Here is a 13,718-nt window from a genome sequence, read left to right as displayed (position 1 = left end):
ATCTCCTCAGTCCTGCCGCACCAGTTGCGGCATGGCGTAAGTCCCGTCGACCAGCGGCGCGGTGGGCCCATAAAAACGTGCCGCCAGCCTGAACGGCCCCTTGGCCGGCAGCGGCATCCAGTTGCGCGCCTGCGCCGCGTCGGCTGGCTTGTCGTGCTGGAAGTACAGCGTGAGCTTGCCGTCCCGCACCGCGAACTGGCCGGCCGCGACCTGGTAGCTGGTCGCGCTGTAGCGGTCGATCGGGTTGTCGACGAAGTAGCCGTTGTCGTCGTAGACCGGCAGCTCCCAGAACTCGGTGACCGGCGGCAGGTTGTTCATGTCCAGCGTCATGGTGTAGCGCCGGCCGCTGTCCAGCGGCTTGCCGTGCGCGTCGGTCATGGCGTAGGCGATGGTGTGCGACTGGTATGGCACGGGGCTGCCCCAGGCGATGTCCGCGGCGCCGGCCCTGACCTTGTAGTCGTTGGGGTCGTAGAACAGGCTGCTCTGCAGTTTCCAGCCGTTCATGTCGACCTGCGCCGCGCTGAATGCCGTGCGTGCCTGCGCGCGCGCGGCGTCGAAGCCCCGTTGCACGGCGCGGCGCTGTGCGGGCGTGAGCCGCTGCGGGTCGAACTGTACGCCCTTGCGCAGGCCCAGTGGCGCCAGCGCGCGCAGGGTCTCGCGCTCGGTCACCGAGTCCCTGCGCTGGGTCAGGGTGTCGTCGTTGATCACCAGGCTGGCCAGCTGCAGGTAGTCGGTCGCGGTCATCGATTTGGCCACATCCGGAATCTGCGCCATGCGTGCAAAGGTGCGGTAGTTCGCCGGCTGCGTCGGCACCTCGTCCAGCGGCACCGGCTTGCCGCCGTTGCGTTGCCAGCGCTCCAGCGGCTCGACACTGACGCCGTCCATCAGCCGGTGCGCGGCCGCGAAGTCGGCAGCGTCGCGCGTGGTGACCGCCACGCGCAGCGTGATCGAAAACGCGTTGGAAGGCGCCCGCACCACCTCCGTGCCGCGGAATCCCGCCGGCAGCGTGCCCTTCCAGTCCGGCCCGACGATCAGGTAGCGCTGCGCCGCGTTGCCGGTGAACTGGCTGCCCACCATGAAAAACCAGTCGGCATACTGGTCCAGCGCCTGGATGCTCCAGTAGCGGCTATCGTCGACCCTGGGCGAGGTCACCACCACCGGCTGTTGCGACAGGTCGAAGAAGCCGCCCGAATACAGCGTCGAGGCGTTCGGGGTGGTGGCAAAGCGCTCCCTGGCGGTAAAGAGCTGGCGGTTCTGCGCCAGGCGGTTGATGCCGCGGTAGGCCGGCATCTGCTGCGCCTGCGTGAAGACGTAGCGCAGCTCGTAGAAGCCGGTCTGCTGCAGGCCCCAGAAGTAGGCCTGCCGGGTCAGCGCTTCGATTTGTGCGGGCGTGATGCGGGCATCGATGCCAGCGGGGGGGAGTGGTGCCGGCGCCGGCGCGGACCGGGCGTGGGACTGCAGGCAGGCGAGGGCAAGGGCAAGGACAGCGATGCGGGCGTGCCGCATCCAGTTGGCGTACATCGGCAGGCTCCTTGAGCAAAAGAAGGCGGCACGCTGCGCCGCCACGCATGCCAGTGTCCCGGCAACGCCGACGGCCGACATCGTCTGCCTGAGCAAGAGGCCTCTACTACAAATAGGGGTGGCGCCGCGACGCGGCACGTGCATGGCTCAGCTGAGCGACACGACGCTGTTGAGCAGCGTGCGCACCAGCTCCGCCTGCCGCGTGACGCCCGCCTTCTGGAAGACCGCGCGCAGATGGGCGCGTACGGTATTGGTCTTGACCTTCAGCGCTTCGGCCGCGGCCTCCAGCGAAGCGCCGTTGGCCATCAGCAGTGCCAGCGATGCCTCCGTCGGCGTGAAGTCGAACAACTGGCGCAAGACCTCGACTGAGGTCTGTGCGCTGCACGCCGGGTCGCGGATCACCACCACGCAGGCCGGGCACCACTTGTTCTCGTCCGACCATTCGCGCATCGGGATGGCGCGGATCAGCACCTCCAGCCGGCCCGTGCCGGAAGGCCTGGCCAGCGACATCGCCTCTACCATGGGCGCGGCGGCGCCGTCATCCGGCGTGGCCGAGATCGAATCGATCGAGCGCCTGAGCAGCTCACGGAAGCGCCCGCGCTCGCGCGTATCCGCAAACTCGAACTTGCCGCCGCGCAGGCGGATGCCGTCGTTCTCGCCCAGCAGCGTGCGCGCGGCCGCATTGGCCTTGAGCACCATGCCCTGGTCGTCGAGCAGCACCATGCCGATCAGCATGCGGTCCACCGCATACTCGTAAAGGCCGCGCTCGGACTCGGCCACGTCGATGCGCGAATACAGGTCGACCGCGCGCTTGAGATGCGGCAGCAGCGCCAGGCAGACGGCCTGGTCCTTCTCCGAGAAGTCGTGCGCGTCATGGCCCCGGCACAGGCGGAAGCGGCACACCACGCCGTCGGCGGTCTGGATATCCGCGCCGAGCACATAGCGCATGTCCAGGTCCTTGAGCAGTTCCTGGTAGATGGGGCTGCGGCACCATGCCTCGGCGCCGACGAACCTGTCCACCGTGGTCACCGTGCCCGGCGGCAGGTCGACAAACGGGTCCAGCGAGTGATAGTAGCTGTTGTACGTGACGCCTTGCCGCCGGTAGGTGTCCCGCGGCGGCATGTTGAACATCGAGCCGGGGCGGTCGAACGTGGGCGGGCGCAGGACCAGGGTCGCCGAGCAGGCGTTGAGCAGCACGCGCACGGACTCGAGCGCGCCGGACCATGGGGCTGGCTCGAGCGGCCCGCGATAGATGGCGTCGAGCAGTTCGCCATACTGCGCTACGGAAAAGCCCGCCAATGCATAGATTGACGGCTCGACCAAGTGCCCGGTAGTCGCCATCAACTTGTCCCTCTCGTGTCCAGGTGAAAATTTGCCGACGGGATTGTTCCACGCCCGCCATGGCGAGCGCTATTGGCGTTCACCCGAAGGCATGCCGGCATGCACCGCTCGTTTGCCCTCGTCCCGCATCGTCCATGTCGGCAGGGGCCGTCTACTCCATTCCGAGGTGGTGCGCCGACGGCGCCCCCGCCTATCGTCTCCCGGCATAACCTCGCCTGGAGATTCCATCAATGCGTCCACCAGCCCCTTGCCGGCCGAAGGCCGGCGCCCTCGCCTGCCTTGCCCTGCTTTACTCGACCGTGACCGTGCCGGCACACGCTGGCACCCTGCCGGATCGGCTGACCCTGCCGCTTGCCGACATCGAGACGAGCCCCGGCATCATCGGCCACACCTTCAAGGACTCGACCGCGCCGACGCGCCAGTGGCAAAAAGCCCCTGCGGGCGCGCCGAATGTGGTGGTGGTGCTGCTTGACGATGTCGGCTTCGGCGCCGCCGGCACCTTCGGCGGCCTGGTCCCAACGCCGGCACTCGATGCGCTTGCCAGCCGCGGCCTGCGCTACAACCGCTTCCACACCACGGCCATGTGCTCGCCCACGCGCGCCGCGCTGCTCACCGGGCGCAATCCGCACGCGGTCGGCTGGGGCGTGGTCAGCGAGCTGAGCACGCCATACGACGGCTATCTTGGCCTCATCCCCAGGAGCGCCGCGAGCGTCGCGGAGATCCTGCGCCAGCACGGCTACGCCACCTCGGCATGGGGCAAGTGGCACAACACCCCGGTGTGGGAGTCATCCTTCAACGGGCCGTTCGACCACTGGCCCACCGGGCAGGGCTTTGAGCGCTTCTACGGATTCCTCGGCGGCGAGACCGACCAGTACGAGCCCGCGCTGGTCGACAACACCGCACCGGCACGCCGGCCCGACCGGCCCGGCTACCACCTGACCGAGGACCTGGCCGACCGCGCCATCGCCTGGATGCAACAGCAGAAATCGGTGGCGCCGGACAAGCCCTTCTTCGTGTACTGGGCACCTGGCGGCACGCACGCACCGCTGCAAGTGCCCAGGCCCTGGATCGATCGCTTCAAGGGACGCTTCGACCAGGGCTGGGACAAGGTGCGTGAAGAGATCTTCGCGCGGCAGAAAGCGCAAGGCGTGGTACCCGCCGATGCCGTGCTGACACCACGGCCGAAGGAGTTGCCCGCGTGGGACGGCCTTTCCGCCGATGAAAGAAAAGTCGCGGCGCGCCTGATGGAAACGTATGCGGGCTTCCTGGCCCATACCGATGCCCAGGTAGGACGCCTGGCCGCTTCCCTGCAACGCATGGGGCAGTTCGACAACACGCTCTTTGTCTACATCGTCGGCGACAACGGCGCCAGCGCCGAAGGCGGCCTGCATGGCCACTTCCACGAGATCGACAGCTTCAACGGCGTCGCCGAGGATGCCGCCGTCATAGCCGGGCGCCTCGACGATATCGGCAGCCCCGCCTCCCTGCCGCACTACGCCTCGCCGTGGGCGTGGGCCATGAATACGCCCTTCCAGTGGATGAAGCAGGTCGCTTCCCACCTTGGCGGGACCCGCAATCCGATGGTGATCAGCTGGCCGGCTAGGATTCGTTCGCCGGGCGGGCTGCGCTCCCAGTTCAGCTATGTCAGCGACCTGATGCCGACCATCCTGGAAGCGGCGCGGATTCCCGTGCCGAAGCAGGTCAACGGTGTCGCCCAGCAGCGCGTGGATGGACAGAGCCTGCTCTACACCTTTGATGCCCCACAAGGCGCTGATGCTTTGCAACGCCGCCGCACCCAGTATTTCGAGATGGTCGGCAACCGCGCGATCTACCAGGATGGCTGGATGGCATCGACCCGGCCGGCGCACATGCCGTGGAACGTCTTGGCCAGGGGCCCGAGCGCGCTGGGTACCGAGCAGTGGGAGCTCTATCATCTCGACAAGGATTTCACGCAGGCGCATGACCTCGCCGCGCAGCATCCCGCCAGGCTGCGGCAGTTGCAGCGGCTGTTCTGGCAGGAAGCGGCACGGAACAAGGTCCTGCCGCTGGACGACCGCTTCGCCGAGCGCCTGTCCCTGACCAACGATGCCGGACAGGCGCAGTTGCGCCCCAGCCTGACCGCGGGACGCAACCGCTTTGTCTACTACCCGGGCGCGGTCGGCATCAATGAAGCCAGTGCGCCAAACCTGAAGAACCGCTCCCACACCATCACCGCAAGAGTGCGGGTGCCCGCGGCCGGCGTGCATGGCGTGCTTGCCGCGCAAGGCGGTTCCGGTTCAGGCTGGGCACTGTACGTGAACGAGCGCGGGCTGCCCGTGTACACCTATGTGTTTGCCGGCAAGCGTACGACGCTGAGCAGCGACGTGCGCCTGCCAGCGGGGGATGCCGAGGTTCGTGTGGACTTTGCCTATGACGGCAAAGGGCGCGGCAAGGGCGGCGTGGCAACGCTGCTGGTCAACGGCCGCCCCGCGGGCCAGGCCCGCATCGAGCGGACCGTGCCGGCGCTTTTTTCGATCAGCGAACCGTTCGATGTTGGCACCGACAGCCAATCGCCGGTGGGGGCATACCCGCGGGACTATGGCTTTACCGGTGAGATCGACAACGTCGCGTTTGATTTGCGTTAGGGTGTGGGCGATGGTTTGCTCCCCTCTCCCGCAAGCGGGAGAGGGGTTGGGGGTGAGGGCCGGCGGTGGCATACCGCAGGCCTTACTTCGCTGACGCTCCCGCCCTCACCCCAACCCTCTCCCGCAAGCGGGAGAGGGAGTACACCGTGGGCAGAGCAGAGCCCGGATTCGCGGCTCAGAACGTCAGCGGACGCTGCGCGGCATCGAGGCCGCCGTCGATAAATACAACGTTGCCGTGCATATAGGCCGCCTGCGGCCCACACAGGAAGGCGATCAGCGCCGCCACCTCCTCCGCTTGCGCACGGCGGCCCAGCGGCGCAACGAAATCGCGGATGGCATCGCCGTAGCGCGGGTCCGCCAGCCCGGCCTGCAGCAGCGGCGTTTCCACCGCGCCCGGCGCGACCACATTGAGGCGCACCCCGGCCCTTCCCCACGCCGCCGACCGCTGCCGCGCGGCGGCGGTCACCGCATGCTTGGAGCTGGCGTAGGCAATGTACCCGGCCTGGTCGCGCGTGGCTTCGGCCTGCGCGGCGGCGGCCAGCATGGCCAGCACGCCGGCCTCGTCACCGGCGAGGTAGGCATCGCGCAGCGGGCTGCCGTCCCATGACTGCAGCGTCGCCGAGTTGGAAGACACCACCACGGCGCACGGCTGCGTGCCCGCGCGCAGCGCGTCGAACAAGCCATCCAGCAACGCCACCACGCCGAAGTAGTTGACCGATGCCACCAGCGTGGCCGGGTCGACATGCGGGCCCAGGCCGGCGCAGCAGACCAGCTGGTCGATGCGGCCGCCCGACTGCGACAGCACGGCATCGATCGCCGCGGCGCGGCCTGCTTCGGTGGAAAGATCGGCCAGGATGTCGGCGTCGCGCAGGTCGACCCCGATCACGCGGCAGCCGTCGGCCAGCATGCGCCGGCGCACCGCCGCGCCCATGCCGGACGCGGCGCCGGTAACGATCACGGTTTTCATGGTCAGTCCTCGAACACGTGGCGCAGCGCCGGCGGCTCGATATTGCCCGGGTTCATCTCGACCACGCGCCGTGCCACGCTGGACGGCCGCACCTGCTCGACGTCCGTATAGAACTGCTGGTACCAGTCGCGCATCTGGTACATCGGCCCGTCGCCTTCGCACAGCAGCGGGTTGTCGATGCGGATCTTGTTGTCCCAGATCGCCACGTCCTCGTAGAACGCGGCGCGGGCCTGGTCGACATAGGCTTGCGCCATGGCCCGGTTCTGTTCGTCGGACAGCCCGGGCACCTTCTTCACCAGCACGCCGTAGCGCAGCACGAAGCTGTTCAGGTCGATCGGCACATGGCAGTTCAGCAGCACCGAATGGATTTCCTGGTCGCCCATGCGGCCGCTCATATCGGTGATGTGGTAGGCCGGACCGAAGTACGTGGACAGGGCCGTCAGCTGCGAGTCCCCGGAGAGCCGCGCGCTGCGCCCGATCATCAGCTGCGTGGCCTTGTGGTCTTCGAACAGGTTGGCGAAGTAGTCCACCGGCGCGCCATGGACGGTGCCGAAATGCGCCATGTCGGAGATATTGTCGACCAGCTCGCGGCAGTTGGTGCGGATCACCATCTCGTCGATGGCCCAGTCGGACCACGCGTCAGAGAAGCAGGCATCGATGCGCGGGATCGCGACTTCCTGCGGTGCCGGACGGCCTTCGGGATCGTGCCAGATAAACAGCAGGCGGTTCTGCTCGCAGGTTTCCCAGGCGCCGATGCGCGCCTTGGGCGGCACCCGCTTGCAATAGGGGATGGACTTGCAGGCGCCGTCGCCGCCCCACTGCCAGCCGTGGAACGGGCATACCAGGTTGTCGCCCTGCACGGTGCCGGTGCTGAGGTCGGCGCCCATGTGCGGACAATGGCCGTCGATCACGCGGATGGCGCCGGTTGAGTCGGCAAATGCCGCCAGCCGCCTGCCGAAGATGTCCAGCGTGTGCGGCTTGCCGTCGCGATAGCTGTCGGCCAGGCCCAGGCAATGCCAGCCACGCGCGTAGCGGGCCTCGGGCGGGCGCGATTCGATCTTGTAGCCTTGTACGCTCATGGCGTCTGTCTCCTTGAAATCCCGTGGGACCTTCAAGATAGGGGCGTCCGGCCCGGCCCTCATCGTCCCATCGGACTACTGCAGCGCAACCAGACGGGTCAGCGCCGGGTCGTTGCCGGGGCCATGCACGCAGCTGACCCCGGCGGGATCGTAGATGCGCGCCACGCAGCCGTTGCAGCTGTCGCAGGCCGAACGCTGCAACGTGCCGGCGCGCCAGCCGGCGACCAGCGCGGGGTCGTGGATCAGCGCGCGCGCCAGGGCGACGGCGTCGAAGCCTTCCCCCATCAGCTGCGCCACGTTGTCGAGCGACTTGACTCCGCCGATATAGGCCAGCGGCATCCGCACCGCCTGCCGCACCACGCGCGACGCTTCGAGGAAATAGAGTTCGCGGAAGGCCAGGTCGCGTGGCGTGCGCTTCTCGAGCATGGTGATGCCCAGGCGCGCCAGCGCGGTCGGCGCGGCGGCCTTCATCTGCGCGGTCGGCATCGGGCTGCCGAACAAGGCCCACGGGCTTTCCACGTTGCGTCCGCCACTGAGGGTCAGCAGGTCGGCGCCCTCGGCTTCCAGCAGGCGCGCGGTCAGCGCCGAGTCGGCGGGCTGGTTGCCGCCGGGCACGCCGTCGCTGACGCTGAGCTTGCAGCACACCGCGAGGTCGGCGCCGACCGCGTCCTTCACCCGGCGCAGCACCGCGGCCGGAAAGCGGCTCCGGTTCTCCACGCTGCCGCCGAAGGCATCGCGCCGCCGGTTGCTCAGCGGCGACAGGAACTGGTTGAGCAGGTAGCCGTGCCCCATGTGGATTTCGACCGCGTCGAAGCCGGCGTCGCGCGCCAGCCGCGCCGCCGCGGCAAACTGGCCGGCCACGCGCTCCATGTCCGGCGCGCGCATGGCGCGCTGGAAATACACGCCGTGCATCATGCCGAAGGCATTGAGCCCCGACGAGGCACTGCCCGGCGCCCGGCTGCCGCCGTGGCGCATGGTGGTGAACGAGCCCGCGTGCGTGATCTGCAGGCAGGCCGCCGCGCCTTCGCGATGGACCGCGTCGGTCAGCACGCGCAGGTGCGGCACCTGCTCCGCGCGCATGCTGAGCTGGTGCGCGAAGGTCAGCCCGTCGTCGGCGACCGCCGCGTAGGCCACCGTGGTCATGCCCACGCCGCCCGCGGCCATGGCGCGGTGATGCTCGACCAGCGCCCGGGTAGGCAGGCCTTGCGGCGTCATGCCTTCATTCGCGCCGGCCTTGATAAAGCGGTTGCGCAGCGTCAGCGGGCCGAGGCGAAGCGGCGTGAAGGCCGGCGCCGCGGAGGTCTGGATCTCGGGCATGCAGTCTCTCCGGTTACGGGGTTCAGGCCGTGTCTGACTTCAGGGACTCCAGGCCATGCGCCACCGGCCTCGACTCGGCCGCGGTGGCAGCCCCGGCCGGCCGGGCGGCCGCGCCGCGGGCGCGGGCCCGCTCTTCCTGCTCCACGCCGAGCCATGCCGCCAGCGCCGGCAGCAGCGACACCGCGCCGAACAGGTTCACCAGGAACATGAACGCCAGCAAGATGCCCATGTCGGCCTGGAACTTGAGCGCGGCAAAGGCCCACGTGCCCACGCCGATGCACATCGTCAGCGCGGTGAACAGCGCCGCCGAGCCGCGCTGGCGCATGGCCTCGGCGAAGGCCTGCGGCAGCGCCTGCCCTTCCTCGCGGATCTGGTGCTGGATGCGCTCGTACAGGTAGATGCCGTAGTCCACGCCGACGCCCACGCCCAGCGTGATCACCGGCAGCGTCGACACCTTCAGCCCGATGCCCAGCCGCGCCATCAGCGCATTGCACAGCGCCGACACCAGCGTCAGCGGCACGATGATGCACAGCACCGCGCGCCACGAGCGGAATGTCAGCAGGCACAGCAGCGTGATCGCGCCGAAGATCGCCAGCAGCATCGCCACCTCGGCCTCTTCCACCGCCTCGTTGGTTGCCGCCATCACGCCGATATTGCCGCCCGCCAGGCGGAAGGCCACGTTCGGGGTCTTGTCGCTGGCTTCGAAGCGGCGGATCTCGCGGATGATGTGGGCGATGGTCGCGCCTTCATGGTTGGCGGTGTAGATCAGCACCTGGATCGCCTGGCAGTTCGACGTATTCATGCCGTTGTCCGGGTCGAAGGCCTTGGCGCCCTGGCTCAGGCCGGCGCTGTTGCGCGGCAGCGCCTCCCAGCGCGGATTGCCCTCGTTGTAGGCGCCGATCACCACCTTGGCCAGCGACGACACGCTGACCACCGACTGCACCCCGGATACGCCGCGCATATGCATCTCGAAGCGTTCCACCGCGCTCATCACCGGGTAGTGCAGGCAGCCATCGTCGAAGCCGGTGGGCTCGACCACCACGGTGAGCGCATCCGAACCGATGTTGTACTGGCTGACGATGCTGGCGCTGTCGCGGTTATAGCGCGAGTCCGCGCGCAGCTCCGGCGCACCGGTGCCGACATCGCCGATCTTCAGGTCGCGCGACTCGATCGCGCCGTAGGCCAGCAGCGCCAGCGCCGCGACGAACACGCCCAGTGCCGGCGCCGGGCGCGCCAGCGCGCCGAACTTGTGCCACAGGCTGCCCTGTCCCGTTGCGTGCGCCGCGCGCGTGGCCCGCGCCAGCGCCGACGGCTCCAGCCGCGTGTACGACAGCAGTATCGGCAGGAACACCTTGTTGGTCACGATCATCAGCAGCACGCCCAGGCAGGCGGTGATGCCCAGCTCGCGCACGATATCGATCTCGATGCGCATGATCACCATGAAGCCCAGCGCATTGGTCAGCAGCGCCACGGTGCCGGGAATGAACAGCTTGCGAAAGGCCGCGCTGGCGCTGTCGAGCGGGCCATGCCCCTGCGCCACCTCCTGCTTCCAGGCATTGGTCATCTGCACGGCATGCGAGACCCCGATCGAGAAGATCAGGAACGGCACCAGGATCGACATCGGGTCGATGCCGTAGCCGAGCAGCGGCAGCAGCCCCAGCAGCCACCCCACCGGCAGCAGCGCCACCACCAGCGCCAGCGCGGTGATGCGCAGCGAGCGCGTGTACAGCCACAGCAGCAGCGCGGTGACGGCAAAGGCCAGCGCGAAGAAGCCCATCACGCCGGCGATGCCGTCCTCGACATCGCCCACCAGCTTGGCGAAGCCGACGATATTGACTTCGACGTCGGTGCCGCCGAACTGCGCGCGGATCTTCTCGAGCTGGCGCGCCACCGAGCCGTAGTCGATGGTCTTGCCGGTGGCCGGGTCGGTCTCGCGCAGTTCCGCGCGGATCAGCGCGGACTTCAGGTCATTGCTGACCAGCCGGCCGATCTGGCCGGAGCGGGCCACGTTGCGCCGCACCTTGTCGAGCTCGTCCGGCGCCCCGGAAAAGCGCCCCGGCACCACCACGTCGCCGCGGAAGCCGGCTTCGGTGACCTCGGTGTAGCGCACGTTGGGCGTGAACAGCGAGAACACGCGCGAGCGGTCCACGCCGGGGATGAAGAACACTTCATCGGTGGCGTGGCGCAGCTTGTCCATGAAGGCGGCGTTGTAGATGTCGCCGTCGCCCTTCCAGCGCAGGCTCACCAGCACGGTGTTGGCACCGGAGAAGGTGCTGGCGTACCTGGTGAACACCTGCATGTAGGGATGCTGCAGCGGGATCATCTTGTTGAAGCCGGGATCGAGCCGCAGGCGCGTGGCGGAGAAGCCCAGCGCCACGGTCACGGCCAGGCACAGCAACAGCAGCAGCCGGCGCCGGCGCATCAGCACGCCGGCGCAGGCGTCGACGAAGCGGCCCAGGCGGCCGGGGGATTGGGGGCGGGTCATGATGGTTCTCGCGTCCGGTCGGTTGGGTTCAGGGATTGGCGGCGAGCGTGGCGCCGGCCAGGCCGCCATTGCCGCCGAGCGCCAGCGTGTCCTTGCCGGTGGCGGCCAGCGCGGCCAGGGTCTGCGGGCTGCCCGCCGGCAGCACCGTGAAGCGGCGTCCGCCGTCGGCGGACATCACCAGCACGCCGCCCTGCCCGGCCAGCACGATGCGGCCGTCGGCAAGCTCGGCGCCGCCGAAGAACGAAGTCCTGAGGCCGGTCTGCGCCGCGCGCCAGGTGGTGCCGAAGTCTTCGCTGCGCAGGGCGTTGCCGCGCATGCCGTAGGCCAGCCAGGCGCCGTCGCGCAGCGGCAGCACGCCGTACAGCGAGCCTTCATAAGGGGTCTTGACCGGCTCCCACTGGCTGCCGCCGTCGGTCGAGCGCAGCACCAGCCCGGCCTCGCCGACCAGCATCAGCCGCCCCTGCCCGTCGCTGGCGATGGCGTTGAGGTGGCGGTCCTGCATGGCCTTGCCGCCGGCCTCTTCCCAGTGCCGGCCCTGGTCGCGCGACACCAGGAAACGGCCGAAGCTGCCCACCGCGAACCACGGCCCGCTGGCCTGCGCCAGCGCACCCAGCAGCGGATCCGACGATTCCGGATCGAACGCAACCTGCTGCCAGTGCGCGCCGCCGTCTTCGGTGCGCAGGATCTGACCGCTGTGGCCGACCGCGATGCCGCGGCGGCTGTCGGCAAAGGCCACCTGCGTCAGCGTGGCGCCTTGCGGCTTATCCACCGCTGCCGGGCGCCAGCTGCGCCCCAGGTCATCGCTGAACAGGATCTTGCCGCGCTCGCCGACGGCGACCAGGCGCTCGCCGGCGCGGGCGATGCCGTTGACCTGCAGGCCGTCGGGGCGCAGCGCGGTGGCCGGGAACGGCGGCAGCGGACGCGGCGCGAAGGCCCATACCGCGGTGGCCAGCACGGCCAGCGACATGGCGATGCCGATCAGTCGTTTCATGATGTCTCCTCCGGGTTGGAGTGATGTTGTTTGTTTGCTCCCCTCTCCCGCTGGCGGGAGAGGGGCCGGGGGAGAGGGCAGGCGCCGGCATACCGACGCACTTCACTTCGTCGATGCTCCCGCCCTCTCCCCCGCCCCTCTCCCATAAATGGGAGAGGGGAGAAAACCCGCGGTTCTTTACAAGACGTCGAACAGCGCCGCCGCGCCCATACCGCCCCCAATACACATCGTCACCACCGCCTGCTGCACGCCGCGGCGGCGGCCTTCGATCAGCGCGTGCGCGGTCATGCGCGCGCCCGACATGCCGAACGGATGGCCGATCGAAATAGCACCGCCGTTGACGTTCAGCCGCGCATCGGGGATGCCCAGCTTCTGCTGGCAATACAGCACCTGGCAGGCAAAGGCCTCGTTCAGCTCCCACAGGCCCACGTCGGCCACCGTCATGCCATGGCGCGCCAGCAGCTTCGGCACCGCGAACACGGGGCCGATGCCCATCTCGTCCGGCGCGCAGCCGGTCACCGCCATGCCGCGGTAGCGCCCCAGCGGTCGCAGCCCGCGGCGGCGCGCCTCGTCGGCACTCATCAGCAGCACCGCGGCAGCGCCGTCGGACAACTGCGAGGCGTTGCCGGCGGTGATGTGCTCGCCCGCGGCCACGGCCTGACCGCCGCTCCAGACCGGCTTGAGCGCCTCCAGGCTGGCAGCGGTGGTGTCGGGCCGGTTGCATTCGTCCTGCGCCAGCCGCACGATCTCGTGACCGGTCAGCGCGCCGGCCTTGTCGAACAGCGCGCGACGCGTTTCCAGCGGCACGATCTCGTCATCGAAGGCGCCGCGCCGCTGTGCTTCGGCGGTGCGCTGCTGGCTGCGCCAGGCGTAGGCGTCCTGCTCGGCGCGGCTGATGCCGTAGCGGCGCGCCACCACCTCGGCGGTCTCGATCATCGCCATGTAGGCGGCCGGCTGGCGCGCCAGCACCGCTTCGGACTGGGCGCGATAGCTGTTCTTGTGCTTGTTCTGCGTCAGCGAGATCGACTCGGCGCCGCCGGCGACGATGATGTCGGCCTCGCCGCATTGAATCGCGCGCGCACCGGCCGCAATCGTCATCAGGCCGGAGCCGCACATGCGGTCCATGGTCATGCCCGGCACGCTGTCGGGCAGGCCCGCCGCCACCGCGCTCAGGCGGCCCAGGTTGTAGCCCTGGGTGCCCTGCTGCGCGGCCGCGCCGATCAGCACATCGTCGACCTCGGCCGGGTCCACGCCGGCGCGCTCCACCACCGCGCGCACCACGTGGCCGCCCAGCACCGGGGCTTCGGTATCGTTGAAGGCGCCACGGAAGGCCTTGCCGATCGGCGTGCGCGCAACGGCGACGATGACTGCGTCTTTCATGCTGTGTTCCTGT

At 69.0% G+C, this 13,718-nt stretch carries 9 protein-coding genes; 1 reads left to right on the top strand and 8 read right to left on the bottom strand.

All coding sequences use genetic code 11. From position 1 onward, the window contains the following. Positions 1–6: 6 nt before the first annotated feature. Complete coding sequence (locus tag C7416_RS18175) at positions 7–1,521, bottom strand: DUF1254 domain-containing protein (protein WP_240988255.1); 1,515 nt, start codon at positions 1,519–1,521, stop codon at positions 7–9. 147 nt (positions 1,522–1,668) lie between these two features. After that, positions 1,669–2,862 (bottom strand): helix-turn-helix transcriptional regulator, encoded by a 1,194-nt coding sequence (locus C7416_RS18170; protein ID WP_181461260.1) that lies wholly within the window; start codon positions 2,860–2,862, stop codon positions 1,669–1,671. 230 nt (positions 2,863–3,092) lie between these two features. Here C7416_RS18170 and C7416_RS18165 point away from each other — a divergent pair, with 230 nt between their 5' ends. Next, entirely contained in the window at positions 3,093–5,486 is a 2,394-nt protein-coding gene (locus C7416_RS18165; RefSeq protein ID WP_111520207.1) for an arylsulfatase, read from the top strand. 175 nt (positions 5,487–5,661) lie between these two features. Here the strand turns inward: C7416_RS18165 and C7416_RS18160 are convergent, their stop codons facing one another. The 6 genes from C7416_RS18160 to C7416_RS18135 all read right to left on the bottom strand — a co-directional run bounded on the left by C7416_RS18160 (position 5,662) and on the right by C7416_RS18135 (position 13,705). Continuing rightward, positions 5,662–6,453, bottom strand: a complete 792-nt coding sequence (locus C7416_RS18160; protein ID WP_111520206.1) for an SDR family oxidoreductase — start codon at positions 6,451–6,453, stop codon at positions 5,662–5,664. A gap of 2 nt (positions 6,454–6,455) precedes the next feature. Further along, positions 6,456–7,532 (bottom strand): 3-ketosteroid-9-alpha-monooxygenase, oxygenase component, encoded by a 1,077-nt coding sequence (locus C7416_RS18155; RefSeq protein WP_111520205.1) that lies wholly within the window; start codon positions 7,530–7,532, stop codon positions 6,456–6,458. A gap of 75 nt (positions 7,533–7,607) precedes the next feature. Next, a complete protein-coding gene (locus tag C7416_RS18150) occupies positions 7,608–8,849 on the bottom strand; it encodes an NADH:flavin oxidoreductase (protein ID WP_111520204.1) in 1,242 nt (413 codons plus the stop codon). Positions 8,850–8,871: 22 nt separating this feature from the next. Next, positions 8,872–11,334 carry an efflux RND transporter permease subunit gene (locus C7416_RS18145; protein ID WP_111520203.1) on the bottom strand — a complete coding sequence of 821 codons (2,463 nt, stop codon included), beginning with the start codon at positions 11,332–11,334 and terminating at the stop codon, positions 8,872–8,874. A gap of 28 nt (positions 11,335–11,362) precedes the next feature. After that, positions 11,363–12,325, bottom strand: a complete 963-nt coding sequence (locus C7416_RS18140; RefSeq protein WP_111520202.1) for a WD40/YVTN/BNR-like repeat-containing protein — start codon at positions 12,323–12,325, stop codon at positions 11,363–11,365. 177 nt (positions 12,326–12,502) lie between these two features. Beyond that, positions 12,503–13,705 (bottom strand): acetyl-CoA C-acyltransferase, encoded by a 1,203-nt coding sequence (locus C7416_RS18135; protein WP_111520201.1) that lies wholly within the window; start codon positions 13,703–13,705, stop codon positions 12,503–12,505. Positions 13,706–13,718: the final 13 nt, after the last annotated feature.

The organism is Cupriavidus phytorum (assembly GCF_003254285.1).
Classification (GTDB): Bacteria; Pseudomonadota; Gammaproteobacteria; order Burkholderiales; family Burkholderiaceae; genus Cupriavidus; species Cupriavidus phytorum.
This window is presented reverse-complemented; position numbering and strand designations above follow the sequence as displayed.